The 23,276-nt window shown below is 53.4% G+C and carries 27 protein-coding genes; 21 read left to right on the forward strand and 6 right to left on the reverse strand.

From position 1 onward, the window contains the following. Window positions 1-235: 235 nt before the first annotated feature. The 9 genes from E3E37_RS07510 to E3E37_RS07550 all read left to right on the forward strand — a co-directional run bounded on the left by E3E37_RS07510 (window position 236) and on the right by E3E37_RS07550 (window position 8,127). The gene (locus E3E37_RS07510; protein ID WP_167716146.1) at window positions 236-511 is read left to right on the forward strand and encodes a winged helix-turn-helix domain-containing protein; all 276 of its coding nucleotides are present in this window, start codon (window positions 236-238) and stop codon (window positions 509-511) included. Between the two features lie 152 nt (window positions 512-663). Continuing rightward, a complete protein-coding gene (locus tag E3E37_RS07515; RefSeq protein WP_167716148.1) occupies window positions 664-1,245 on the forward strand; it encodes a SipW-dependent-type signal peptide-containing protein in 582 nt (193 codons plus the stop codon). A 34-nt stretch (window positions 1,246-1,279) separates the two neighbouring features. After that, a complete protein-coding gene (locus E3E37_RS07520) occupies window positions 1,280-2,035 on the forward strand; it encodes a hypothetical protein (protein ID WP_167716150.1) in 756 nt (251 codons plus the stop codon). A 12-nt stretch (window positions 2,036-2,047) separates the two neighbouring features. Continuing rightward, window positions 2,048-2,386 (forward strand): hypothetical protein, encoded by a 339-nt coding sequence (locus tag E3E37_RS07525; RefSeq protein WP_088865617.1) that lies wholly within the window; start codon window positions 2,048-2,050, stop codon window positions 2,384-2,386. Between the two features lies 1 nt (window position 2,387). Continuing rightward, window positions 2,388-2,990 (forward strand): SipW-dependent-type signal peptide-containing protein, encoded by a 603-nt coding sequence (locus E3E37_RS07530; protein ID WP_088865618.1) that lies wholly within the window; start codon window positions 2,388-2,390, stop codon window positions 2,988-2,990. A gap of 3 nt (window positions 2,991-2,993) precedes the next feature. After that, window positions 2,994-3,923, forward strand: coding sequence for a signal peptidase I (locus tag E3E37_RS07535; RefSeq protein ID WP_167716152.1), 930 nt, complete (start codon window positions 2,994-2,996; stop codon window positions 3,921-3,923). Beyond that, window positions 3,904-4,938, forward strand: a complete 1,035-nt coding sequence (locus E3E37_RS07540; protein ID WP_167716154.1) for a DUF5305 family protein — start codon at window positions 3,904-3,906, stop codon at window positions 4,936-4,938. Before E3E37_RS07535 ends, E3E37_RS07540 begins: the two co-directional genes overlap by 20 nt. A 65-nt stretch (window positions 4,939-5,003) precedes the next feature. Then, complete coding sequence (gene alaS, locus E3E37_RS07545) at window positions 5,004-7,745, forward strand: alanine--tRNA ligase (protein WP_167716157.1); 2,742 nt, start codon at window positions 5,004-5,006, stop codon at window positions 7,743-7,745. A 16-nt stretch (window positions 7,746-7,761) separates the two neighbouring features. Beyond that, window positions 7,762-8,127 carry a hypothetical protein gene (locus E3E37_RS07550; RefSeq protein ID WP_371731699.1) on the forward strand — a complete coding sequence of 122 codons (366 nt, stop codon included), beginning with the start codon at window positions 7,762-7,764 and terminating at the stop codon, window positions 8,125-8,127. On the opposite strand, the gene E3E37_RS07555 is transcribed toward E3E37_RS07550, so the two are convergent. Further along, window positions 8,114-8,866 carry a Nif3-like dinuclear metal center hexameric protein gene (locus E3E37_RS07555; RefSeq protein ID WP_167716159.1) on the reverse strand — a complete coding sequence of 251 codons (753 nt, stop codon included), beginning with the start codon at window positions 8,864-8,866 and terminating at the stop codon, window positions 8,114-8,116. The genes E3E37_RS07550 and E3E37_RS07555 overlap by 14 nt on opposite strands. 101 nt (window positions 8,867-8,967) lie before the next feature. Between E3E37_RS07555 and E3E37_RS07560 the strand changes: the two genes are divergently transcribed. After that, window positions 8,968-10,740: a tRNA uridine(34) 5-carboxymethylaminomethyl modification radical SAM/GNAT enzyme Elp3 gene (locus E3E37_RS07560; RefSeq protein ID WP_167716427.1), complete on the forward strand. Its 1,773-nt coding sequence runs from the start codon at window positions 8,968-8,970 to the stop codon at window positions 10,738-10,740. Here E3E37_RS07560 and E3E37_RS07565 read toward each other — a convergent pair. Both E3E37_RS07565 and E3E37_RS07570 read right to left on the reverse strand, forming a co-directional pair. Then, window positions 10,737-11,504 (reverse strand): TrkA C-terminal domain-containing protein, encoded by a 768-nt coding sequence (locus E3E37_RS07565; RefSeq protein WP_167716429.1) that lies wholly within the window; start codon window positions 11,502-11,504, stop codon window positions 10,737-10,739. The two genes, E3E37_RS07560 and E3E37_RS07565, sit on opposite strands and share 4 nt — an antisense overlap. 5 nt (window positions 11,505-11,509) lie before the next feature. Beyond that, window positions 11,510-12,067, reverse strand: a complete 558-nt coding sequence (locus E3E37_RS07570) for an HdeD family acid-resistance protein (RefSeq protein WP_167716161.1) — start codon at window positions 12,065-12,067, stop codon at window positions 11,510-11,512. 144 nt (window positions 12,068-12,211) lie between these two features. Between E3E37_RS07570 and E3E37_RS07575 the strand changes: the two genes are divergently transcribed. Both E3E37_RS07575 and E3E37_RS07580 read left to right on the forward strand, forming a co-directional pair. Beyond that, window positions 12,212-12,781 carry a hypothetical protein gene (locus E3E37_RS07575; protein WP_371731701.1) on the forward strand — a complete coding sequence of 190 codons (570 nt, stop codon included), beginning with the start codon at window positions 12,212-12,214 and terminating at the stop codon, window positions 12,779-12,781. 4 nt (window positions 12,782-12,785) lie between these two features. Then, entirely contained in the window at window positions 12,786-13,313 is a 528-nt protein-coding gene (locus tag E3E37_RS07580; protein WP_167716163.1) for a hypothetical protein, read from the forward strand. A 7-nt stretch (window positions 13,314-13,320) separates the two neighbouring features. Here E3E37_RS07580 and E3E37_RS07585 read toward each other — a convergent pair whose 3' ends face one another. Next, window positions 13,321-13,965 carry an HdeD family acid-resistance protein gene (locus E3E37_RS07585; RefSeq protein ID WP_088865627.1) on the reverse strand — a complete coding sequence of 215 codons (645 nt, stop codon included), beginning with the start codon at window positions 13,963-13,965 and terminating at the stop codon, window positions 13,321-13,323. Between the two features lie 124 nt (window positions 13,966-14,089). Between E3E37_RS07585 and E3E37_RS07590 the strand changes: the two genes are divergently transcribed. The 5 genes from E3E37_RS07590 to E3E37_RS07610 all read left to right on the forward strand — a co-directional run bounded on the left by E3E37_RS07590 (window position 14,090) and on the right by E3E37_RS07610 (window position 17,178). Further along, complete coding sequence (locus E3E37_RS07590; RefSeq protein WP_167716165.1) at window positions 14,090-14,605, forward strand: YkgJ family cysteine cluster protein; 516 nt, start codon at window positions 14,090-14,092, stop codon at window positions 14,603-14,605. 27 nt (window positions 14,606-14,632) lie between these two features. Next, window positions 14,633-15,205: a hypothetical protein gene (locus tag E3E37_RS07595; protein WP_167716168.1), complete on the forward strand. Its 573-nt coding sequence runs from the start codon at window positions 14,633-14,635 to the stop codon at window positions 15,203-15,205. A 45-nt stretch (window positions 15,206-15,250) separates the two neighbouring features. Further along, window positions 15,251-15,754 carry a PUA domain-containing protein gene (locus E3E37_RS07600; RefSeq protein ID WP_088865630.1) on the forward strand — a complete coding sequence of 168 codons (504 nt, stop codon included), beginning with the start codon at window positions 15,251-15,253 and terminating at the stop codon, window positions 15,752-15,754. Between the two features lie 112 nt (window positions 15,755-15,866). Further along, window positions 15,867-16,613 (forward strand): KaiC domain-containing protein, encoded by a 747-nt coding sequence (locus E3E37_RS07605; RefSeq protein WP_088865631.1) that lies wholly within the window; start codon window positions 15,867-15,869, stop codon window positions 16,611-16,613. Between the two features lie 19 nt (window positions 16,614-16,632). Further along, window positions 16,633-17,178, forward strand: a complete 546-nt coding sequence (locus E3E37_RS07610; RefSeq protein ID WP_088865632.1) for a hypothetical protein — start codon at window positions 16,633-16,635, stop codon at window positions 17,176-17,178. On the opposite strand, the gene E3E37_RS07615 is transcribed toward E3E37_RS07610, so the two are convergent. Both E3E37_RS07615 and speD read right to left on the reverse strand, forming a co-directional pair. After that, window positions 17,179-18,870: a DUF262 domain-containing protein gene (locus E3E37_RS07615; protein ID WP_167716170.1), complete on the reverse strand. Its 1,692-nt coding sequence runs from the start codon at window positions 18,868-18,870 to the stop codon at window positions 17,179-17,181. A 76-nt stretch (window positions 18,871-18,946) separates the two neighbouring features. Beyond that, a complete protein-coding gene (speD, locus tag E3E37_RS07620; protein WP_167716433.1) occupies window positions 18,947-19,369 on the reverse strand; it encodes an adenosylmethionine decarboxylase in 423 nt (140 codons plus the stop codon). A gap of 331 nt (window positions 19,370-19,700) precedes the next feature. Here speD and E3E37_RS07625 point away from each other — a divergent pair, with 331 nt between their 5' ends. The 4 genes from E3E37_RS07625 (at window position 19,701) to E3E37_RS07640 (ending at window position 23,275) form a co-directional block, all read left to right on the forward strand. Next, window positions 19,701-20,606: a protein translocase subunit SecF gene (locus E3E37_RS07625; protein WP_167716172.1), complete on the forward strand. Its 906-nt coding sequence runs from the start codon at window positions 19,701-19,703 to the stop codon at window positions 20,604-20,606. Next, the gene (locus tag E3E37_RS07630; RefSeq protein WP_167716174.1) at window positions 20,603-22,126 is read left to right on the forward strand and encodes a preprotein translocase subunit SecD; all 1,524 of its coding nucleotides are present in this window, start codon (window positions 20,603-20,605) and stop codon (window positions 22,124-22,126) included. The genes E3E37_RS07625 and E3E37_RS07630 overlap by 4 nt, the downstream gene beginning before the upstream one ends. Continuing rightward, window positions 22,126-22,818, forward strand: a complete 693-nt coding sequence (locus E3E37_RS07635; RefSeq protein ID WP_167716175.1) for a TrkA family potassium uptake protein — start codon at window positions 22,126-22,128, stop codon at window positions 22,816-22,818. The genes E3E37_RS07630 and E3E37_RS07635 overlap by 1 nt, the downstream gene beginning before the upstream one ends. 145 nt (window positions 22,819-22,963) lie before the next feature. Further along, window positions 22,964-23,275, forward strand: a complete 312-nt coding sequence (locus E3E37_RS07640) for a V-type ATP synthase subunit H (protein ID WP_088865637.1) — start codon at window positions 22,964-22,966, stop codon at window positions 23,273-23,275. Window position 23,276: the final 1 nt, after the last annotated feature.

Genomic DNA, 23,276 nt, shown 5'->3' on the forward strand with positions numbered 1-23,276 from the left:
CCGTAAGGTTACACAAATGTGTATCATTTTTCGGCAAACTTTGTTATATTCTTTTCAACATTAGGCTTTTCTTCGGTACGTGAGAACTTGAAAAGGGTTCAAATAGTTACGAGATACGCAAAGCTTAAATAACATGACAAACTAGTCTAGATAGCGTAACAATAACATGCCACAATCTGTTTTGTATAATCCATTGAATTCAAATGTCTTCGATTGCACCTGTGAGGTGTCCGGTATGCGGCGGTCAAAGGTTGAGATAATAGCCGATATCCTCCGTTCGACGAACGGAACCGGTGCAACCAAGACCCAGATCGTCTATAGGGCCAACCTGAACTTCAAGCTTGCCACGGGATACATCCGGTATCTTTTAAAGAAGGGATACCTCGTTGAGGTTGTTGAGAACAACAGGCGGGTTTACAAAGCCACGGACAAGGGACAGGCCTTTCTCAGAGAGTTCTTCACCATAGCCCGTGAGCTGGAGGACATTTTCAGTATGGAAAAGGCATTTTAGACTCCAATCAGTTCTCAAATCACCTGACCTCTGTTCCGTAACATAGTTCCGTAACTTCACTAAGGAAGAACGTTTCTTCTTGCTTAAATATCGGGAGGGCAATATTTACTAAGGGTCCTGGTATGAAGGGCCCCTTCCGGAGGTGTTGGGAAATGAAGATGTTGGCAAGTTTGGTTTTGGTAGGGATTGTTCTGTTCGGCATTGGAGCAGGGACCTGGGCGTACTTCGACGACACCGAGACCAGCAGCGGGAACTACTTGACCACGACAATCATGGATCTCCAATTGAGCCTTGATGGTTCAACATGGTATGATACTGTTCCAGACGACTGGAAAAATGTTTTCATGGGGACTGTGTATCCTGGGTGGGACAGTGGAATGCAGTCACTATACGTAAAAAATGAAGGAGAACTTAGCGGAACCCTCTATTTGTGGGTGAACTGGAGTTTGGATGAGGGCGTCAATCCAGAATCTGAGACAAATGGGGGACAAACTCTTGAAGACGTTATCCATGTGGAGGTCTGGTATGGCGGTGAGCTTAAGTTCAATGACACTCTCAGCAATTGGCATCACAAGGGGTTTGACACCAAGTTGGAGCTTGGTTCACTGCCCGGGGGAACTTCAGAGGAGATAAAGGTACACGCTTGGATACCCTATGACGAAGCTGGGAACGATATTCAGGGAGACGAGATCACCTTCAACTTTGGCCTCTACCTCAAGCAGAATGAACCTTGACGCTCTATTTACTTCTTTACAGGGGTGACCAGAGATGCGGAGCATTGCAGCAACATTCCTCCTCATCGGCCTTATAGTGGCAGGGATAGGCTACGGTACGTGGGCAGAGTTCTACGACATTGAGACCAGCAGCGGGAACTATTTGACCACCCATACTCTGGATCTAGTACTTACTGATAGCACGTGGGACCCAAACGCACAGTGGGGGTACTTTTTACTGGCCCCCGGTGTTTCCCCCGGGGTGAATGGCGGATATATCGTAGGACAGGAGCACATAAACATATTCAATAACGGTTCGTATGAAGATGCCAGCGTGGAGATTTGGTTCACCTTTGAGTGCCATGAGGACGATGATGGAAATGTGACCAATGGATTTAACCCCGGTCCTGAATCTGACACATGGAAAGACGATGCCAGTGCCTATATGATGCTAAGAGAGATCAAAACTGGATACCTAAAGTACATCCATGGAACTACTGAAGTTCTCATAAATCAGGGTAAGTTAACACTAACTGGATATACTTATCTCGATGATGCGTCGAAGGCACTTTTTAGTCCAGGAGACAGCATTTCTCTATACAACCTTAGTCAGATGCACTTCGTGGGTCTCACAGCCCCAGAAGCCCTAGATGGCAGTCTTGGTGTGAATGAATACTATCTCAACCAACCTCATACCACTCTTTCAATGGGGGACTTCGAGGTAATGTGGCTGGACCATTCGCAGAGCTATTGGCAAGGGGATGTATGTGAGATGACAGTGCACGTAAGGTTACTGCAGAATGAACCATGAGGTCGAAGGCCGATGAGGTCGCTCTCCATTGTCTTTCTTTTTGTTCTCATGGGCTTCCTGCTCTACAGTTCCCTGATGATGGGGGCCAGCCAAAACGCTCCCTTGGAATCTCCCCTGGTGGGTGGGGATCAGAACATGCTCAAATCCCAGAGGGTGAGTTCAAGGCTCAGTATTCCGAATTTCACCGTCTCAAACTCCTCCAGGATAGTGGCGCTGGCCGAGCGCCTCACGGTTAGGGAGATAAGCTATGAAGAGATGCTTAAGGCAATCGAGCTCGCAGCAAAGCTGAGCCTTTTGGCCGTTGCACTCGTGATGTTCCTGTCGCTGGTCTCGACGCTGGTGGTGAGGTGAAATGAGGAAGCTCCTGCTCATATCCCTCCTCGTTGCCCTCTTTTCTCTCTACGTTTCCCAGGCGTCTTTTTCCTATTTCTCCGATACCGAGACTATAACCGCTGAACTGGCCGCCGCGATCCCGCCCTCCAGCGTCACCGTCCTGTACGAAAACGCCACCCTTACGTTCTTCTGCCACGTCCCCTGCTGCCATCACTGCGGAGGTTCAGGGACGTCCGGCTTGAATGATATCATGTCCAGGGCGAAGGAAAACCCGAAAAGCCTTGAGCACGCTCCCCAATGTTTTAGGGAAGTGTGCAACAAGGCTGTCCTCGACGGGATTTACATAAAAAACGATGGAAGGGACGTGGTTCTTGAGGGAATCATCGTGAGATGGTGGTGCGGCGGAAAGCTTAACTATCTGAAGATAGATAACAGAACGTTTGAGTCCAACTCCACATCCCCCGCGGAGGTTGAAGTTGGGGTGACGCTGGGGGGCGGGTACCACAGTGTTGAGCTTGGCTTTGAATCGATAATCTCTCCGGTCTTTGAAATAACCTTCATCTTCGATGACCACGTTGAGGACATATACTTTATACCCTGTGTCAAGTTCAAGTGGGTGTAGCGGATGAGGGTAAAATACCTCGTGCTCTTAATCCTCGTTGTCCCAGCTATCGTTCTCCTGCCCAGTCTGGGTAGGCTTGACCTCCTTGTGGTTCTCAGCGGGAGTATGAGTCCCCTCTTCAACCCCGGAGATATGGTTGTCATCGAGAAGATTGAACCGAGCGCAGTCACAGTCGGGGACGTTATTGCCTTCCATCCCCCCAACGCTAAGGACGAGAAAACGCTGGTAACCCACAGGGTCGTTGAGGTTATCCATAACGGGAGCAGGACGTACTTCCAAACGAAGGGCGACAACAACGAGGACAGAGACCCCTATCTGGTTCCTCTGGAGAACGTCGTCGGGAAGGCAGTGTTTTCTCTCCCGTACCTTGGTTATCTTACGAGGCACAATCCCAACAGGACGGTCAAGTTTCTGACGTACGTTTTTCTGATAGTCCTACCGGGCCTTATCGTGCTCTACAGTGAGCTGGTCTATCTGAGGAACTACTCCCCAAGGATCGAGAGGATGGAAGAGAAACTGAAACGCTGGAGATCGAGGGCCGTGGAAGAAATTCTGCCGGGGAGGATGGCTGCGATATTCGTCATCTCCTTGGTAGCCCTGACCCTGCTCTTTCACCCATCCATTGAGAGAACTCCCTCAGGGGTTATCAACTCGGGTGGGCTTCCCGTTCTTCTCCTCAGAGACGACGTGCCGGACTACGTTTACCTCCCTCCTGGTGAGACCTACGACGGAAACTATGAAATCGCCGTTAGCTCGGTTCTTCCCGTTATGTGGCTAGTTCGCGCCTACGAGGTCAACCCTTTTATACTCAAATCGCTAAACGTTATAATATCACTCCTGCTAACGCTCGTAACGTTCCCCCTGTGGGTAAGGGAGTTTCCGGACATAAAGAGCCGGGTAAGGAGGCGGCACCATGGAACTCTGGGAGTATAATCTGCTCTCCATGGTAAAAAGGCGCTGGATTCCTTTAACCGTGATCTTCCTGCTTCTGGCGGCCGGTTTTGGCTACGTCTATGGTACAACCCCGACGACGGTTACGACGAAGGCCACCGTTTCAAAGACACTGTACCACTGGTCCGGTGAAATCGCCGGAAAGGGTGTTGTGAGCCGTCCGAACCCGATATGGGATCTCGGAAAAAGGGTGGAGCTCCCGATATATCCCGTTTCCATAATGCCCGTGGCGGAGATTGCGTTGAGCTTCAACGTGAGTGGAAAGGACGTTAATCTCAAGTTTGAACGGGAGATGCGGGTGGTTTACTACATCTCCTACGACAAGGAGAGGGTGATTGAGGAAACCTACCTCTCGGTCTCCAACTCCTCAACAGGGTGGTTCTTTACGGATCACCTGCTTTTGAACGTCAGCGACGTTTTCAACCGCATAGAGATGGCAAGGAACATCCTGAAGCTTCCGAGGGAGAGCACTGGAGTAGAAGTCATTGGAAAAATTAGGTACTCCGGTACGGTTGACGGAAAGCCTGTGAAAGGGGTTCAGGAGTTCAGGGGGAGTATAAGCTTCCCCTACGAGGGGTTCTACAAAATTGAAGGTGAGTCAAAGAACGGTACCCAGACGTTCACCAAAACTGTTACCGAGACCCGGGCTGTAAATCAGGGGAAGCGTGCTCTGTTCCTGTCACTGTCGGTGCTCTTTGGAGTTCTCGCAGCTGCCACCGTTCTCATAGGCTGGAAGTTTGACCCCGATGCGTACAGCGTGGAGAAGCTGATGGCCGAGAGGGAGAGGAAGAAGCTCGCCAAGTGGATAAGCTCCGGAAAGCTCCCCAAGAGCCTTCCCGCGAAGAGAATAGAACTGGCCTCTCTCACGGACCTCGTTGAAGCAGCAATAGACATGAACAAGAGGGTCATCCACGACGCCGAAAAGGGTGTATACTTTTTCCTGAACGAGGGGGTGCTCTATCACTTCCAGGAAAAGAGCGCCGAAGGGGAGGAATGAACTTCAAACGAAAGTCTTTTTTAGCATCACCGTAGGATAGGCTTAGGAGTAAGAAGGTGAGGATTATGAGCATGGATATGACGACCAGGATGTTTAAGGAGGAAGGATGGATTAGAAAGCAGTGCCCGAAGTGCGGGAAGTTCTTCTGGACGCTCGACCCGGATAGGGAGACCTGCGGCGACCCGCCCTGTGACGAATATCAGTTCATAGGAAAGCCGGGCATACCGAGGAAGTACACCCTCGAAGAGATGCGCGAGAAGTTCCTGAGCTTCTTTGAAAAGCACGGCCACGGCAGGGTGAAGCGCTATCCCGTTCTGCCGCGCTGGAGAGATGATGTACTCCTCGTTGGAGCGAGCATAATGGACTTCCAGCCCTGGGTAATCAGTGGCGAGGCCGACCCGCCCGCGAACCCGCTCACGATAAGCCAGCCCTCGATAAGGTTCACAGACATAGACAACGTCGGGATCACCGGCAGGCACTTCACGATCTTCGAAATGATGGCCCACCACGCCTTCAACTACCCCGGCAGGCCGATATACTGGATGGACGAGACGGTAGAGCTCGCCTTCGAGTTCTTCACCAAGGAGCTGGGCATGAAGGGTGAGGACATAACCTTCAAGGAGAACCCCTGGGCCGGTGGGGGAAACGCCGGGCCGGCCTTCGAAGTGCTCTACCGCGGTTTAGAGGTTGCCACGCTCGTTTTCATGCAGTACAAGAAGGCCCCGGAGAACGCCGACCCGAGCCAGGTGGTGGAGATAAAGGGCGACTACTACGTCCCGATGGAGACCCGCGTTGTTGACACCGGCTACGGCCTTGAGAGGCTCGTATGGATGAGCCAGGGCACTCCAACGGCCTACGACGCCGTCCTCGGCTACGTGGTCGAGCCGCTCAAGAAGATGGCAGGGGTTGAAAAGATAGACGAGCGCATTTTGATGGAGAACTCCCGCTTGGCTGGAATGTTCGACATCGAGGACATGGGCGACCTTCGCTATCTTCGCGAGCAGGTTGCCAAGCGCGTCGGCATAAGCGTTGAGGAGCTTGAGAAAGCGATCAGGCCCTACGAGCTGATCTACGCCATAGCAGACCACACGAAGGCTTTAACATTCATGCTCGCCGATGGGGTAATTCCTTCTAACGTCAAGGCCGGCTACCTGGCGAGACTTCTCATAAGGAAGAGCATAAGGCACCTCCGCGAGCTGGGCCTTGAAATACCGCTGGCTGAAATCGTCGCCATGCACATCAAGGAGCTCTCGCCGACGTTTCCGGAGTTCAAGGAGATGGAGGAGGTAATCCTCGACATCACAAGCGTCGAGGAGAAGCGCTATCATGAGACGCTCAAGCGCGGAAGCGACCTGGTGAAGCGCGAGATAGCCAAGCTCAAGAAGTCCGGCAAGGAGGAGATACCCCTCGAAAAGCTCATCCTCTTCTACGAGAGCCACGGCCTTACCCCGGAGATAGTGGCGGAAGTGGCCCGGGAGGAGGGGGTTAAGGTTAACATCCCCGACAACTTCTACACCCTCGTCGCCAGGGATGCCGAGAAGACCGCGAAGGAAGAGGCCGTCAAGTATGTCGTTGACTTCGAACTCGTCAAGGACCTTCCAGAGACGAGGACGCTCTACTACGAGGACCCGTTCATGAGGGAGTTCGATGCCGAGGTGCTCAGGGTTATAGAGGACTGGGTGGTTTTGAACCAGACGGCCTTCTACCCTGAGGGCGGCGGCCAGCCCTACGACACCGGCGTTCTTGTGGTTGATGGGGAGGAAGTCAAGGTTACTGAAGTTCAGAAGGTCGGGAAGGTCATACTCCACAGGGTTGAGAGGCCGGAGCCCTTCAAGCCCGGAGCTAAGGTTCACGGGAGGCTCGACTGGGAGAGGAGGATACAGCACATGCGCCACCACACCGGGACGCACGTCCTCATGGGTGCCCTCGTAAGGGTTCTCGGAAAGCACGTCTGGCAAGCTGGAAGCCAGCTCCACACCGACTGGGCGAGGCTCGACATAAGCCACTACAAGCGCATAACCGAGGAGGAGCTCAGGGAGATTGAGAGGCTCGCCAACAGGGTTGTGATGGAGAACAGGAAGGTAACGTGGGAGTGGCTTCCGAGGACTGAGGCGGAGATGAAGTACGGCTTCAGGCTCTACCAGGGTGGTGTCGTTCCGGGAAGGGTCATCAGGGTTCTCAAGATAGAGGACTGGGACGTCCAGGCCTGCGGTGGAACGCACCTGCCGAGCACAGGTTTGATAGGCCCGATTAAAATCCTCAGAACGGAGCGCATACAGGACGGCGTTGAGAGGATTATCTTCGCCGCTGGAGAAGCTGCAATTAACTGGATGCAGGAGACGGAAAGACTGCTCAAGAGAACCGCTGAAATCTTCCGCGTGCCGCCGGAGAAGGTTCCTGAAACGGCGGAGAGGTTCTTCAACGAGTGGAAGGAAGCTAAGAAGGAGGTAGAGAAGCTCAGGAAGGAGCTGGCGAAGCTACTCGTCTACGAGCTTGAGGGCAAAGCTGAGAAGGTCGGCGAGGTGGAGTTCATCGGTGCGGTCGTTGAAGGGACCATGGACGACCTCCGCGAGGCGGCAAACAGACTCAGGAAGGAGAAGAGAGTAGTAGTTCTCATAAGCAGGGAGGGGCACTTCGTCGTTGCAGTGGGCGATGGCCTCGACCTTAAGGCTGGAGAGCTCGCGAAGGTGATAACAAGCGTCGCCGGCGGTGGAGGCGGCGGAAGGAAGGAACTGGCGCAGGGCAGGATAAAGAACCCGCTGAAGGCGGAAGAGGCTATAGCCGAGGTGAAGAAGAGCCTCGGCTGATTCAAAAACTTTTTGGGTGGTTGAAATCAGGGTGAAGGCCCTAACCAGGGAAGCAGCTGAAATAGCCGGTAGAATGGGATTCACCGCCATTCAAGAGTACAGAACCGCAGACGGAACGAGGATAGACCTTGCGATACTGAACGGAGGGCAGAAGCTGCTCGCCATAGAGTTCGAGAACTCCTACAAGTGGATTCGCCAGAGACTCCTCTACAACATCGTTAAGGCTTCCCGTGCAGGATTTTCGGAGCTATGGGTGGTGTATCCGTTTCAGGCACCTCCCCTCGGCTGGATAAAGGAGTATGCACTTGAGCTCGGCGTTGAGCTGAGAGTCCTTGAGCCTGAGGAATTCAGAGAGAAAATAAAAGGCATCAAAGCCCGGTAGGTTCGTCTATGAAGAAAACTCCCAATCCAAAGCGCTCTCTGATGAGCTCCATCAGCGCCTTGACGCCCAAGGTTTCCGTCTTGTAGTGGCCCGCAACGAGGACGCTCTGGGGTAAATCAACGGCCGTCAGGTAATCCGCGTGGGTGAACTCGCCCGTGATGATGATGTCAATCCCCTTCCGGTAGGCCTCCTCCAAAGCGAAGGCACCGGCCCCGCTCACTGCTCCAACGGTTTTGATGTTTCTCTCCCCGAACTCGTAGGTTTTTACGGTCGTGTCGAGCTTCTCGGCTATCATCTGCGCCACCTTCTCGATCGGCTGTGCCTCTTCGAACTCGCCGTAGAAGCCCACGCTCAGCCCTTTGTACTCCCCGAAGGGCCCCCTCGGCTCGAGTCCGAGGAGCTGCAACAGTCCAACGTTGTTTCCTACCTCCGGGTGGGCGTCGAGGGGCAGGTGGGCGACGTAGAGGTTCAGGCCGTTCTCTATGAGGGCCTTTAAACGCTTGTAGTGAACCCCGGTTATGTAGTTCAGACCGCCCCATATCATGCCGTGGTGGACTATCAGCATCTCCGCTCCGCTCTTGATGGCCCTTTCGATGGTTCTCAGCGTCGTATCGACGGCGAAGGCCACCCTCTCTATCTCCTCCTTACCCTCGACCTGAAGGCCGTTACTCGACTTATCCGGGAAAGCGGAGATGTTCAGGTACCCGTCGAGGAAGGTCACAAGCTCGTCGCGGTTCATGGTTATCACCCAATTGTTTCACCTATTGAATAATTCACTACCTGAATATGCCCTGCAAACCCTTTTAAAACCCCGCCTTAGATTGGCTGAGAGGTGTGAAGATGGAGGAGAGGTTCAGAAAAGCTGTGGAGGAGCTCGCGAGACTGGTTATGTCGGGTGAGATTAAGAGCCGGGAGGAGCTCAACCGCTGGAAGATCAAGGTCTCGCGTAAGTATCACCTATCCAAGATTCCCGGCAACTCGGACATCTTGAAGGCCATTCCGGAGGAGAGGCGCGAGGAGTTCAGGGAACTGCTCAGAAGGAAGCCGACGAGGACGATAAGCGGCGTTGCGGTAGTTGCCATGATGACCAAGCCCTTTCCCTGCCCCCACGGGCGCTGTATCTACTGTCCGGGCGGTCCGAGCGTTGGCTCGCCTCAGAGCTACACCGGGAGGGAGCCTTCAGCCTTGAGGGCCGTTCAGAGCGCCTACCACCCCTACATAATCATGATGCGCCGCCTAAAGCAGCTCACTGACATCGGGCACGACGTGGACAAGGTCGAGGTCATAATCCAGGGAGGAACCTTCCCGGCCGTTGACTTGGACTATCAGGAGTGGTTCGTTAAAGAGGCCTTCAAGGCGATGAACGACTTCCCTCACTTTAGGGATATAGAGAACCTTGAGGAGAAGCTCGTCAGGTTGATAGTGAAAAGAGACGAGTCCGTTCTTGAGGAGGATCCCAAGTTCAGGGGGGCGTGGCTTAAGACGCACGCAAAGCCCTACTACTACCTTGAGGACGAGCAGAGGAGGAACGAGAGGGCTAAGGTCAGGATGGTCGGGCTTACGATAGAGACGCGCCCCGACTGGGCCTTTGAGAGGCACATAGACAGGATGCTGAAGCTCGGAACAACGAGGGTTGAGCTCGGCGTTCAAACGATTTTCAACTTCATTCATGAGAGAACCAGGCGCGGCCACGGCGTTGAGGAGATAGTTAAGGCCACTCAACTTCTCCGCGATGCGGGCCTTAAAATCAACTACCACATAATGCCCGGCCTTCCTGGGAGCAACTTCGAGAGGGATTTGTACACCTTTAGAGCTATCTTCGAAGACTCCCGGTTCCGCCCTGACATGCTGAAGATCTATCCAACGCTCGTAACCAAAGACGCTCCCCTCTACCGCTGGTGGAAGGAGGGTAAATATCGTCCCTATCGCACTGAGGAGGCCGTTGAGCTCCTTGTCGAGGCCTACAAGCTCTTCCCCAAGTGGGTTCGCGTCATGAGGATCCAGCGCGATATTCCCGTCCAGCTCATTGTTGACGGCGTCAAGCACTCCAACCTCGGACAGCTGGTCTTCAACGAGCTGATAAAGCGCGGTATAAGGCCGAGGGAAATCCGCTTTAGAGAAGTCGGCCACATGATGGAGAAGTTTGGAATCCAGCCCGAGGTGGAGCACATAAAGCTCCTCCGCGAGGACTACGAGGCATCTGGCGGAAGGGAAATCTTCCTGAGCTTCGAGGACGTCAAGAACGACATCCTGATAGGCTTTCTGAGGCTTAGAATTCCGAGCGAGAAAGCCCACAGGAAGGAGATAAACTGCTGTCCTTCCGCTATAGTCAGGGAGCTCCACGTTTACGGTCCCCTCGTGCCCATCGGCGGTAAACCGAGGTACGAGTGGCAGCACCGCGGTTACGGAAGGGAGCTTTTGAGCGAGGCCGAGAGGATAGCAAGGGAAGAGTTTGACGTCAAGAAGATGCTAGTTATAAGCGGCGTCGGCGTGAGGGAGTACTACAGAAAGTTCGGCTACCGGAAGAACGGGCCCTACGTCGCCAAGAGGCTCGACAAAAGCTATGGGGATTACAAAAAGAGCAGGAAGTTCGACGCACATCTGAACACCTAGGCCTCAAGTTCTTCATGTATCCTTCTTATTTCCGCTTCCTTCACGGCCATCTCATGTTCCCTATCGCCCTTTTTGCCCGTCGTTCTCCTGGAAAGTTCAAGGAGCACCTTTTCTGGCCCGTAGCAGACGAGAACATCGCCCGGTTTTACAAGGGTGTCCCCTCTGGGTGCGCCTATGTAAACCTCCCTATCGCCTTTTTTCCTGTATATTCCCAGGACGAGTATTCCCTCTCTGTCCAATTCAAGCTCTCTCAGCGTCCTGTTGGCGAGCCAGCTGTTTTCCTTCACGCGGATCTGGGATATCGAGTATCCATGGGTTATTCCCAGCAACTGGGTGTAGTCGTAGACCCTCAGCTCCGGGAAGGCCCTGTTGAGAAAGCGCCTGATCCACCTTTTCATCCAGCGCTCAACCCTTTTTGATGTGAAGGTGACGTAAAGTCCCCCGAGGCTGAGCGCGAGGATCACCAGGTAGCCCGTTGCCTCTCCCCGGCTCCTTCCCAGGAACGTCAGTACCAGGGTGGCCATTGCCGAGGTAATGCCCGCACTCCCCAGGAATATCAGCGTCCTTATTATCTTCCTTCTTGCTGGATGGGAGACCACGTACTCGCTCTCGCTGGTTGTGAAACCTGTGCCAGAGAAGGCCGACTGTGCCTGAAACGATGCGACTTCCTTAGAAAGGCCGGTCATCTCAAGGGCCGTCGCCCCGATTCGGACTATTATCAGGGACAGAGTTATGACCAGAATAAGGGAAAGGAGGGCTATCAGCCCCTTCACCCCCTCGCTGGGACAGCGCTTCCGGACATCTTGGCGGTCAGTGCTATGGCTATGAAGTTGGCGCCGCTCATTATCAGGTCGAGGGACACGAAGAGGCCAATCGCCCAGAGGCTCGACCACGGCCACTGGAGGACTATCATAGAGCCGAGGAAGATGCTCAGAACTCCAGAGAGCGTCATGAGAGCCCACTGGTTAACCTCCTTGTTCTGCAGGGCCACCGCGATCCTTATCGCGCCTATTGTTATTAGCGAGAACCCAAGGACGAGTGTGAGTACCGTCGTGGCCAGAACCGGGTTTTCAAGCGTCGCTATACCTCCGATGACGTAGATAAGCCCCATCAGGATGTGAAGCGTTCTGCTCTTCCATTCCCTGGCCTTGAAGATTCCCTGCCCCATCTGAAGTGCTCCCCCGACGAGCATGAAGGCACCAAAGACTGCCACGCTCGTAATACTGAGCAACGGCAGGAGGAGCAGTCCGGCAAAGCCGAGTGTTATGAATATTACTCCAAGGCCGAGCAGCCAAACCCAGTTCTTTCCAAGCTCACCGTATTCCATCTAACCACCTCCCGATTTTTTCACAAAAAGTAACTTTAAGTGCTTAAAAACTTTTCTATGAAAAGGTAACTAAAACCCAAAACTTTTTCAATGCAGTAAAACTTTTAAACACTGATGGACAATCGTGGAGTGAGGTGACTTTTAGTGGGTAGTGGTAGGCGGTCGCTGTCCTACGAGACGAGCTTCAGGATCAAGGTTCTCATAATTGCCCTCATCTTTGGAATTGCGATTTTTATGATTGTGTATTATCCCCTGCTGAGCCACCAGACCAACCCCTGGGGCGTCGCTGCACCCAAGGGCCAGATAATCCTCGCCCAGAACTTTTCCCTGGACGGGGTTAGCTACACCAACGCGATTCCCTTCACCTCCAGCAACAACGCCCTCGTCCTCAAGGGCAACGATGACATGGGTGAAACATTGACGATGAGGGTCACCACCCCAGACTGGTGCATCGACCTCTGGGTCTGGGGTGGCTCGTCCAGCGGATGGCAGAGAAAGTACGAGTGCGCGCGGGAGATCGAGATGAGTCAGTACGCCTTCAAGAGGCTCCCAACCCACGAGGCAAACGAGATACTCTACTGGTATCTCGAATCGGGCTATGTCATAGTCCTGCACAAGGACGGTGAGGTTCAGAAGGACGAGCTGGTGAACTTCACGATCACATATGGCGGGAAGACGGACTGGGGAGCCTTTAAGGTGGGCTTCAAGGGGTGATTGTATGAAGCTTTCCTACGAGACCGAGAGCAGGCTCAAGATTCTCGTCATCATCCTTGTTGTGTCGAGTGTGGTTCTCTATTACCTTCTCAGCCCCATAATCTTTCACAAATCCGTCCCCTACGGAGTCGCAGCCCCGAAGGGCCAGATAATCCTGCTTGAAAACATAACCCTCGGCAATCACAGCTGGCAGAACGCCGTGGACATGGGGGAGCACCTCATCCTCAAGGGCAGTGAGGACTACGGGAACTCCGTGCTGCTCAGGATTCAGACGCCGGGCTGGTGTGCGGACGTGGCTTTCTGGGACGGCCAGAGGTACGTCGTGAGTGAGAGGTGCGTCAGGGAACTCGCGATTCCCAAGTACCTCTTCATGATAACGAGCGCCTTCTACTGGTACGTCGAGAGCGGCTACCACCTGATATTCTACAAGCCTGAGGGGAAGCCGGAAAAGTACGAGCTGGTCAACTTCACAGTGACGTATGGCGAAAAGACCGACTGGGGTGCCTTTAAGGTTGCCTACGGAAAAAGTTAAAGGGGGATCAAACCTGAAGCTCGGGGTTGTTTTTCATCGACCTCGCCCCGAGGGACATTGCTATGAAGCTTGCACCCGCCACTATCAGCTCCACCGCCACGAAGATTCCTATGACCCAGGGGCTCCACTCGGGCCAGTTGGCGAGGATCATGGCGCCGATGAAGAAGTCTATAACGCCCGAGAATATGACGATTCCGCCGTTCTGAACCTTGAAGCCCATCAGCACCTTGATGATACCGAAGACGAAGTACGCCCCGCCGAGTATGAAGGTCAGTATCTGGGCTGACAGAAGGGGCTCCTCAATCATGGTGACTCCCACGGCTAGATAAAGAACCGCGAGCAGTAGCTGGAATATCCTCGTGCCACCGGTTTCGCCGCGACCGAAGAGACCGGCGAATATCAGCATTATACCGCCGACTATCAGGAACACTCCGAAGACGGATATGCTGGCGAGCGTTACGAACGGGAGCATTCCCAGGCCAACGATACCAAGGACGGTCAGCACGATACCGAGTATCAGATACCAGGGCCAGTGGGCCATCACGCTGGCCATCTGCTTTTTTGCCATCTCCTCTTTGTACTCCTCATACTCTTCTGGGGTCATTGGTTTCTTTCCTTCCTCAACCCCAGAAGGTTCCTTAACATCATCCATAGGTACTACCTCCAAAACGCCTTTTGCAAATAAGGTATCCACTTCGAACTGATAAAAAGCTTTCGTCGAATAGTTTTCGAGGATATTCCGATGCATTTTTAACCTTTCTTCTGAATGGAATTTCATGAGGTTCGAACCGAGACCCTTCACAGGGCCAGTGCCCTTCAGGTGCCTCTACTGCCTCGACTGCTGCATGGGGAGGCACATTTACCTCACCCTTGATGACATAGAGAGGATAGCGAGGGCCGGGTACGACCCCGAGGAGTTCGTGACATTCTCCATCGAAGGCAACAAAATCCGCTTCGTCCTCGCGGTGAGGGAGTGGGACCTGGGATGCGTCTTCCACGACCCTGAGACAGGGAAGTGCAGGATACACGACGTCAACCCGATAATCTGCCGCATCTACCCCTTCATGGTATCTAGGAAGCCCCTCGGCGTCGAGGGTGAGAGGCCCTTCCACTACAAGGGGCAAGAACTGTGGCTCTACTACGACGAGAGCTGTCCAGGGATAAACGCCGAAGAGCCGGAGGTTGAGATAACGCCTGAGGAGATAGCGGAGCTCGGTCTTGAGTTTGAGAGGAAGTTCGAAAGGACCGACATGGAGGGCCTCGCGAGGCTCATGGATGAGCTCGAAAGGTAGATATATTCCCGGCGACTATCATTAAACATGAGGGACTGGAAGGTCATCCTCCTGCTCGGCTGTTTCGCCCTCCAGCTGGTAATCAACCTGGTCTTCTACGGTTTTCCTGCCATACTCTTCTCGGCCATAGTCCCGGAGTCCCTCTACCCCAAAATCGCATGGAGTTTGCCCTTCCTAATCTTTGCCTACTTTCTCCTGGCAATTGCCTCCCTCTATTACCTCGGAATCTCTCCAAGGCTCGAAAGGGGCAGGCTCTTTGGTTCGGCGTACTTCGTCATCGGCTCCCTCGGCTCGGCCTGGGTGATTTCCACCATCTCCAGTGTAGAAACTCCCTTGCTTCCCATAGTCTTCGGAGTCTGGCTGATCTCTTCCCTCGTCGGAATCGCCGCCCTCTGGCTGATGGAGGAAAAGCTTCCGGCCCTTCCTGCGGCTGTGATGGTGGCCCTTTTCGGCATCTCAGCGCTCATCAGCGCCGCAACGGCCCAGTGGGTAGTGGCTGACTACTACGTCCACGCCGGCAGTGGCATACCTGAGAACGCCACGGCTGTCGTAGGACACCCGGTAGAGGTGCCTCCTCCGAACTTCACGAACTCGAGCTGAGCTAAGGCTTTTAAGGAAGGCGGGAGACTCTCAAACGGTGGGTTCATGGAGGGTGAGCTTAGGTATAGGAGAGCCTCCTCGTGGGAGTACGATTTGATCCTCCGCGAGGCCGAGAAGTACGGGGAGCTGGAGCATCATTTCTTCGCGGTAGTGGAGGGCAAGTTTCGGGACGTTTACGCGGTGAATGAGAGGGTCTGGGCCGAGATTGAGGGGTTAAGGCTTAAGCCCTACGCCTACGGGACCTTCGTCGGCACGATAAAGGTGGACAACCTGGTGGAGAAGTTCTATCCCAACGTTGAGTTCTTCTACTTTGTGAGTGTTGAGAGGAACTACGCAGTGCTTACCCCGAAGGCCGGTTTCCTCTTCACCACGGGCAAGGACGTGCCGAGGAGCGGGGTGAGGAGGTACAGCTGGCAGGGGACGAAGAAGCTTGTCATCTACGATGAAAACGGGGTTCTCCTCGGCATCGGAAGGATTAACCCGGAAAGCCGGAGAAAGTTCATCCTGAACGTCACCGACATAGGGGAGTTTCTGAGACGAAAGATGTGAATCCTCGGCATGGCTGAAATTCACAACCTTTTCCTTACCGTCCGTAACTTTTTTAAGGCCTTTTGCGTAGCACATATTGATAACAAAAGGTAACTAAAGGAGGTGATGCCCGATGATCAGGAGGGTAAAGACGGGCATCCCCGGAATGGATGATGTTCTTCACGGGGGAATTCCTGAGAGAAACGTGGTTCTTCTGAGCGGTGGACCTGGAACCGGCAAGTCCATCTTCAGCCAGCAGTTCCTCTGGAACGGTCTCCAGATGGGCGAGCCCGGAATCTACGTCGCCCTTGAGGAGCACCCCGTTCAGGTGAGGCAGAACATGGCTCAGTTCGGCTGGGACGTCAGGAGGTACGAGGAGGAAGGCCTCTTCGCGATGGTTGATGCCTTCACGGCTGGAATAGGCAAGAGCAAGGAGTACGAGAAGTACATAGTCCACGATTTAACAGACATCAGGGAGTTCATAGACGTCCTGAGAACGGCGGTTAAGGACATCGGGGCCAGGAGGGTCGTCATAGACTCGGTAACGACGCTCTACATCAACAAGCCTGCGATGGCGAGGAGCATCGTGATGCAGCTGAAGAGGGTTTTGGCGGGTCTCGGAGTCACGAGCATTCTCGTGAGCCAGATAAGCGTTGGCGAAAGGGGCTTCGGCGGGCCCGGTGTCGAACACGGCGTTGATGGCATAATCCGCCTCGATCTGGACGAGATAGACGGCGAGCTGAAGCGCTCACTGATAGTCTGGAAGATGCGCGGGACGAGTCACAGCATGAGGAGGCACCCCTTTGAGATAACCGACGAGGGAATCGTCGTTTACCCCGACAAGGTTCTCAGGAGAAAGGCAATAGTTGAGGCCGAATAAAAACGAAGGGGGTGATGGCATGGAGGTTCCACTGAATCCCCTCGGGAGGGAGGAGATACACAGGCTTGAGAGCGTTCTCCTCTTCGCGACCCTCTTCAGGCCCGAGGTCATAGAGCTGATAAAGGACCCTGCAGAGAGGCTGACTTGGGTTGACAGTCTTGCAGTTGCAGCTGGAGCCATAGCGAGGGAAAAGGCAGGGATGACCGTTAGCGAGATTGCCGAGGAACTGGGCAGGACCGAGGCAACGATACGGAAGCACCTCAAGGGAGAAACCAAGGCGGGCCAGCTCGTCAGAGAAACCTACGAGCTGATAAAGCAGGGCAAGCTCGACGAGCTCGTCAGGAACGTTGAAGTCCTTACCAGTGGCGGCCAGCTCGTTGCCGCAGAGGAGTACGAGAGGCTGAAGCGCGAGAAAGAAGAACTTGAAGCAAAACTCAAAGAGCTTGAGGAGAAGACCAGCGGCCTCGAAGAGGAGAACAGGGAGCTCAGGGCAAAGCTTGAGAACGTTAGAAGAATTCTGGCCGACACGATGGAGAGGATAAGGGAAATAGAAAAGCTTCTGTGATTATGGCCGCCATGCTTTCCCTTTTGAGAGTTCTTGCATTGCTTTGGCAATATCTTTTGCTCTCTGCTCTATGAACTTTTCGTAATTCTCACTTACGAGGAAGTCATAGTCCACATAGTGGGTCATAAGGCGCCTGCGGAGTTCGGACTCCCCCAAAGTTATGGCGTCGCTGATTTCGGTTAAGTACTCAAGAGGGGGTTTTGCACCAATCTTGCGATTGGTCTTCCATGTTATCATTATGCAGTTCACAGCTCTGTACGCGTCCTCTTCTTTGATACCATTATCGCGAAGCCACGCCACAGGGTATACATGGTGGTATTCTCTTAGTCTTATGTTCTGTGGTGTGATTCTGCTTCCGTCTGAGATGTCTTCAGCCCCACCTCTGAATGATATGAGAAGAATTGCTCTTCCGAGTCTATCCCTGTATTTTGGCCATCTCGCTGTTTGAATGACCTCTTCAGGCGGAAGAGGATATGAATTTTCGTTAAAAATCGGAACGTTGCTTTCGTCTCCTTCTTCATTTATCAGCATGGCTTTTAATCCTCTGTAATCCTGGAGCATTGCAGTGGGGACAGCCCTGTCATACCTCTCCGTGAAGAACGCTCTCCACAGGTATTCCCTGAGCGTTATCCTCACGTTGCCTCCCTCGTTTCCGATGTCTGGGGCTTCACCCCATATTGCCGCTATTACGGGTAATGGGCTTTCAGTTGGAAGTCTTTGGCGGTCGGGGATTCCTTCCTCCTCCAAGAACTGGACGAGCAACTTGGTCCCGCGCACTACTTTTCTCCAGTCATCTTCAAACCTCTGAAAATCGATGCTAAAGAATCCGCGTTGATTAGGCGGTTTGTTCTGAAACAGGGCAACAACGGACAGCACAAAGGTTGGTACATCAACGTATTCAGATATTCTCGGAACTTCCCTTTTGAGGGACCCTATTAGTTCATGTAGCGACTCTCCAGTGGCGCCTTCAAGCTGGGCAACCACGATGTCAAACGGCTTTAGTGGTGCCATGTTGGTATTCAGCTTAAGGAACACTTCTATGGCCACTTCTGGTGGAGTTTCTGGGGGTAAGTACAGGTATGGGAGGTTATAGTGAGCTACCTGTTCCCTTATTTTCGAAATTAACGATACCAGCTTCAACATTTTCTTGGCGTCTCCATCTGTGGCTTTTTCAGCCCATTCATGGTATTCTCTTTCTCTGAGTTCTGGGTCGAGAAGTCTTACCGGTATTAGTCGCTTTTTCCAGCACTCCTCAGGATTCTCAACCCACATGGGGTATCTCTTTCCGTTCCGGACCCATCTTGAAACGTATATCACTTGGAACTCATCTTTGGGTATCTCATCAACACTGTTGTATTCTCCTGGAACTTTTACAAAATATGTTTTGTCAGGATAGTTATCCTTTAGACTTCTCCACAGGGCAGTTAAGCGTTGCTGGCCATCGAGAAGGAGTTCATTTATACTCTCTCCCTCTTCCGGCGCACTTGTCAGAGGTCGGTAAACAAAAGGAACCCTGTCCCCAACACCAAGAACCAATGCAGAGCCTACTGGAAGGTCCCGAATAATGCTGGTTAGTAGCTCCGATATTTCCTTTGAACCCCAAGCTTCAAATCTTTGAAATCTTGGGAGAACTAATTGTCGTGTTCTTATCTTGGTGAACCAATCCTTAATAGAGCGATTTCGTGCCTCCATTCAGATGGCACCCGGAGAACTTACTGGGAAGGGTTATATAACATTTGTGAAAGAAGTTACAGGGAAATATGGGCAATTATTTTCCGTTTTTCCTCAGAGCCTCTTCCCACGTCAGTATCATGTGGGTGAAGGTGTCGTCATCCTCCTCTATGCCTCTCTTTATCTCGGAGACATGGGCGTATTTGGCCCTGAGCTGCTCGAGGATGTAATCAACGGCCTTCTCCGGGTCGGCGGTGGTTCCACAGGTGTACACGTCGAGAGCGGCGTAGCCCTTCTCCGGCCAGGTGTGTATCGAGATGTGGCTCTCCGCGACGATGACCATGCCGCTGACCCCTGTGGGGGAGAACTTGAAGAAGTAGCTCGCCTTTATCTCCATGTTGCCGATCTTCGCCGCCTCTAGGAATATCTCCCTTATTTTGTCAGCGTTACCGAGGATTTCGGGATCGCAACCGGCAGCCTCAACAACGTAGTGGAACCCGATCGTCTCTATCTCAGTCATGGCTCTCACCTCTTGTTGCTCCTATTACGAACCCTTTTTAAAGTTAAGCCCCAAAGTAGAGAGCTGTGAACGGGCTGTTCTGGCGTTGAACGGCTCTTAATTGGCCTGGAATGCATTGAACGTTTGTGTTCTGGTCGTTATCGAAATTTTCCGAAAGCTTATGGTGGATTCCTCCCAGTACCGATTTGAAGGCTCTTTCATGGATTAAAGTCCCTCTCCACTCCGTTTAATCCTGCTCACCGATGGCCGTTTTTAAGCGTGAACCACTAATTTTAAAACTCATACCTCCAACTAACGACAAGTTTACGAAAACTCACGAAGGGGTGAAGGTATGTCGAAGTCCAAACCGAAGTACAGGCCCGCGGCAGGGGATGCCGTAAGGGCAAAGAAACAGGAAAAACTGAGCTTTCTAGCGCGGATTGAGTACAAGAAGATGATAATGTACCCCCTTGCGGTCTTCGTGATAGCACTGATACTTCTCGCGGTCAACTTTCCGACGCTTGGAATAGACCTCCGGGGTGGTGTCGTAGTCACCGCCTACGGGGTGAACGCAAACCCTGATGAACTTGGAAGGTACATAAGCGATAAAATCGGGATGGAGGTAAGGGTCGAGAAATTCACCGGCGTGGAAGCCAGTGGCGTCAGGGTTTACGCACCGATAGGCACCGACCCGCTCAAGATAATCGAGGTGATGAAGGAGAAATATCCAAACGCCGAATACACACACAGCGAGGTGCAGCCGACCTTTGGAGAGATAGCCCAGCAGCAGGGAATACGGGCGCTGGTATTTGCGTTCCTCGCGATGGCGGTTGTGGTCTTTCTGTTCTTCAGGAACCTCGTGCCATCGCTCACGATAATATTCTCCGCGCTCTCGGACATGACGATAGCCGTTGCCCTGATGGGCATCTTCGGCATCGAACTCACCACAGCCACGATAGCGGCCCTGCTCATGCTCATAGGTTACACCGTTGACAGTAACATCCTCCTGACAACCAAGCTCCTGAGGAGAAAGGAGGACTCCGTGGAGAAGGCCTATCTCTCGGCCGTTTCAACGGGCTTTACGATGAGCACCACAACGCTGGGTGCCCTGCTAATCCTCTGGATAATCTCGACCTCACAGACGATAGACAACATCGCCATAGTCCTCATCTTCGGTCTGCTCGCGGACTTCATGAACACCTGGATTCTCAACGCGGGCGTGCTCGAGTGGTACCTAGCCAGGGGTGGTAAATCATGAAGAGAAGAACCAAAAAGCTTCTCCTCAACTGGAGGATAATCCTGCTCACTCTCTTCCTCGTAGGCTCGATAGCGACCCTCGCTCTCAAACCCCTCACCTTCGGTATAGACATAAGCGGCGGTGTTGCTCTCGTTGCCCAGACGGAGCATCCCGTTGATACCAAGACCATGCAGCTCGTCGTCGATTCCCTTCAGAAGAGGCTGAACACCCTTGGCCTGAGGGACATAACCGTTGAAGCCCAGGGAGACCAGATAGTCCTCATCAAGGTTGCCAACGTCACGTCGCCGGAGGAAGCGGAGAGGATAAAGAACGTCATTGAGAGCCAGGGTGTCTTCTATATGGAGTTCAGCGGGGTGATCTTTGGAACAGGAAACGACGTTGAATACGTTGGCATCTATCAGATAAAGCCCGACAACAGCTGGAGCGTCCCGTTCAGGATTTCAAAGAGCGCCGCCGAGAAGTTCGCCGAGCTGGCCTACGGCAAGAAGGGCTGGCCCGTTGATATGTTCCTTGACCCGCCGGTTAACTCCCTGATGGTCGTTCCAGAGAGCGTTTACAAGGCCATGAACAGCTCGGAGTTCAACGCAGAAGCACCGGAGGCACCGACGCTCATGGAAAGAATAGCTAAGGCCTTCAACATAAGCGTCGTCGCCTACGCCAACCAGAGCGCCGACGAGATAGCCAAGCTCGCCCAGGGCAAGGAAAAGATAGTCCTCGTTGACGTCCCGCAGGAGCTCCAGACCCAGCTCGAAGGGATGAACCTCACCGTCAGGTACGTCCCGAGAGCCCAGGGCGAGAGCGACCACGCCCTCATAGTCCGCGTTCTCGGTCTCTATGGCCCGTACTCCCTCGGTGAGGGGCTCACGGTTGGGGAGCCCCAGCAGGACGTCCAGATAACCGGAAGCGCCCCGGACAGACTTACGGCCGAGCAGGAGGCAAGCACGATATACACCGTCCTCAAGAGCGGTTCGCTCCCGGTCAAGCTCACGGTCGTTGGCATGGAGTTCATCTCTCCGAGACTCGGAGAGGGCTTCAGGACGCAGGCCGTCTATGCTGGAATAGGCGCGCTCATAACTGTGCTCCTCATCGTCTACTTCCACTACAGGAACTGGAAGATAGCCATCCCCGTTGCCTCAACCAGCCTCTTTGAGGCGATAATCATCCTGGGCTTCGCGGCACTTATCAGGTGGAACCTGGACCTCCCGAGTATAGCCGGTATCATCGCGGCAATAGGTACGGGCGTTGACCAGCAGATAGTCATAACCGACGAGCTCCTCGGCGGGGAGAAAACCACGAAGATAAGCAGGCGCTCAAGCGTGCTCAAGAGGATGGGAAGGGCGTTCTTCGTTATCTTCGCCTCGGCGGCAACGACGATAGCTGCCATGAGCTTCCTGCTGGTGTACTTCGTCGGGACGCTCAAGGGCTTCGCCTTCACGACGATACTGGGCGTGCTGATAGGAATCCTGATAACCAGACCGGCCTACGCTGAAATAGCCAAATACCTCCTCGGTGAGGACTGATGTTCGTCGTGATAATGGGTGCCGGAAGGGTCGGCTACCTCGTGGCCAAGATGCTGGAGGAGGAGGGGCACGACGTCACCATAATAGAGATGAACAAGGAGCGCGCAAAGGAGCTCTCCCTCCTCATCAACGGTCTCGTCATTGAGGGCGACGCAACAGACCCGAAGACTCTTGAGGAGGCCAACATAAAGCAGGCAGATGCCTTCGCGGCTTTGACCGGTAAGGACGACGCGAACCTGCTCGCCTGCATACTGGCGAAGCACCTCAACCCGAAGATAAAGACTTCACTCAGGATAAGCAACCCCCAGAACAGGCGTATCTTTGAGGAGGTTACCGACCTCAAGCGCTACTTTGACTTCGTGATTTCGCCTGAGGAGATAGCAGCGGAGTACATCAGCAGGAACATAGTCACTCCGGGCTTTGACAGGGTGCTTTTCCCGAAGGAGGGAGCCGAGATAGTCCGCTTCAGCATCAACGGCGACAGCGAAATAGCCGGCAAGCTTGTCAAAGACCTCAAATTGCCGAGGGACGCGCTCATGGTGGCGGTTTACGATGAGAAGGGCAACCTCATAATCCCATCCGGCGATACCAAGCTTCCAGAGAGCGGACAGATTATAATATTTGCCAAGAACAGCGTTCTGGACGACGTGAAGAGGCTCCTGGAAAAGAAAAAACCCAGCAACGAAAATTAATATGACATTTTTTTCAACTTTTATGTTCATTTTTGTTCCTTCCTCGTCAAATCCTCGGTTTGTAGGCCAAAAACTATTTAAACCGATTAGGGAAGCCAAAGGTGGCGTGAGGTTCAACTGTTTTCGGGTCATTGGGGGGCTAATCATGGAGGACGTCATCAAGCAGATTGTTGATGCAGAGAAGCAGGCCGAGGAGAGGATCGAGAGGGCCAAGGAGGAGGCCAAGGAGATAGTCCTCAAGGCCCGCGAGGAGGCCAAGCTTCTCGAAAAGAGCATAGTTGAAGAGGCCGAGAAGAACGCCCAATCCCTCATTGAGAAGGCCCGCCTCGAGGGTGAGGAGGAGGCCAGGAGGATCCTTGAGGAGGGCGATTCCGAGATCGAGGAGCTAAAGGTCAGGGCCACGAACAACTTTGAGAAGGCCATCTCCGCGGGGATAGCGCTCGTGAGAGGGAGCTGAG

This window comes from Thermococcus sp. ES12 (genome assembly GCF_012027515.1).
GTDB lineage: Archaea > Methanobacteriota_B > Thermococci > Thermococcales > Thermococcaceae > Thermococcus > Thermococcus barossii.

Excerpts from the sequence above, each read along its gene's own strand:
- E3E37_RS07510 (WP_167716146.1), top strand. The coding sequence starts at position 236 with ATGCGGCGGTCAAAGGTTGAGATAATAGCCGATATCCTCCGTTCGACG.
- E3E37_RS07515 (WP_167716148.1), top strand. The coding sequence starts at position 664 with ATGAAGATGTTGGCAAGTTTGGTTTTGGTAGGGATTGTTCTGTTCGGC.
- E3E37_RS07520 (WP_167716150.1), top strand. The coding sequence starts at position 1,280 with ATGCGGAGCATTGCAGCAACATTCCTCCTCATCGGCCTTATAGTGGCA.
- E3E37_RS07525 (WP_088865617.1), top strand. The coding sequence starts at position 2,048 with ATGAGGTCGCTCTCCATTGTCTTTCTTTTTGTTCTCATGGGCTTCCTG.
- E3E37_RS07530 (WP_088865618.1), top strand. The coding sequence starts at position 2,388 with ATGAGGAAGCTCCTGCTCATATCCCTCCTCGTTGCCCTCTTTTCTCTC.
- E3E37_RS07535 (WP_167716152.1), top strand. The coding sequence starts at position 2,994 with ATGAGGGTAAAATACCTCGTGCTCTTAATCCTCGTTGTCCCAGCTATC.
- E3E37_RS07540 (WP_167716154.1), top strand. The coding sequence starts at position 3,904 with ATGGAACTCTGGGAGTATAATCTGCTCTCCATGGTAAAAAGGCGCTGG.
- alaS (WP_167716157.1), top strand. The coding sequence starts at position 5,004 with ATGAGCATGGATATGACGACCAGGATGTTTAAGGAGGAAGGATGGATT.
- E3E37_RS07555 (WP_167716159.1), bottom strand. The coding sequence starts at position 8,866 with ATGAACCGCGACGAGCTTGTGACCTTCCTCGACGGGTACCTGAACATC.
- E3E37_RS07560 (WP_167716427.1), top strand. The coding sequence starts at position 8,968 with ATGGAGGAGAGGTTCAGAAAAGCTGTGGAGGAGCTCGCGAGACTGGTT.
- E3E37_RS07570 (WP_167716161.1), bottom strand. The coding sequence starts at position 12,067 with ATGGAATACGGTGAGCTTGGAAAGAACTGGGTTTGGCTGCTCGGCCTT.
- E3E37_RS07580 (WP_167716163.1), top strand. The coding sequence starts at position 12,786 with ATGAAGCTTTCCTACGAGACCGAGAGCAGGCTCAAGATTCTCGTCATC.
- E3E37_RS07585 (WP_088865627.1), bottom strand. The coding sequence starts at position 13,965 with ATGGATGATGTTAAGGAACCTTCTGGGGTTGAGGAAGGAAAGAAACCA.
- E3E37_RS07590 (WP_167716165.1), top strand. The coding sequence starts at position 14,090 with ATGAGGTTCGAACCGAGACCCTTCACAGGGCCAGTGCCCTTCAGGTGC.
- E3E37_RS07595 (WP_167716168.1), top strand. The coding sequence starts at position 14,633 with ATGAGGGACTGGAAGGTCATCCTCCTGCTCGGCTGTTTCGCCCTCCAG.
- E3E37_RS07600 (WP_088865630.1), top strand. The coding sequence starts at position 15,251 with ATGGAGGGTGAGCTTAGGTATAGGAGAGCCTCCTCGTGGGAGTACGAT.
- E3E37_RS07605 (WP_088865631.1), top strand. The coding sequence starts at position 15,867 with ATGATCAGGAGGGTAAAGACGGGCATCCCCGGAATGGATGATGTTCTT.
- E3E37_RS07610 (WP_088865632.1), top strand. The coding sequence starts at position 16,633 with ATGGAGGTTCCACTGAATCCCCTCGGGAGGGAGGAGATACACAGGCTT.
- E3E37_RS07615 (WP_167716170.1), bottom strand. The coding sequence starts at position 18,870 with ATGGAGGCACGAAATCGCTCTATTAAGGATTGGTTCACCAAGATAAGA.
- speD (WP_167716433.1), bottom strand. The coding sequence starts at position 19,369 with ATGACTGAGATAGAGACGATCGGGTTCCACTACGTTGTTGAGGCTGCC.
- E3E37_RS07625 (WP_167716172.1), top strand. The coding sequence starts at position 19,701 with ATGTCGAAGTCCAAACCGAAGTACAGGCCCGCGGCAGGGGATGCCGTA.
- E3E37_RS07630 (WP_167716174.1), top strand. The coding sequence starts at position 20,603 with ATGAAGAGAAGAACCAAAAAGCTTCTCCTCAACTGGAGGATAATCCTG.
- E3E37_RS07635 (WP_167716175.1), top strand. The coding sequence starts at position 22,126 with ATGTTCGTCGTGATAATGGGTGCCGGAAGGGTCGGCTACCTCGTGGCC.
- E3E37_RS07640 (WP_088865637.1), top strand. The coding sequence starts at position 22,964 with ATGGAGGACGTCATCAAGCAGATTGTTGATGCAGAGAAGCAGGCCGAG.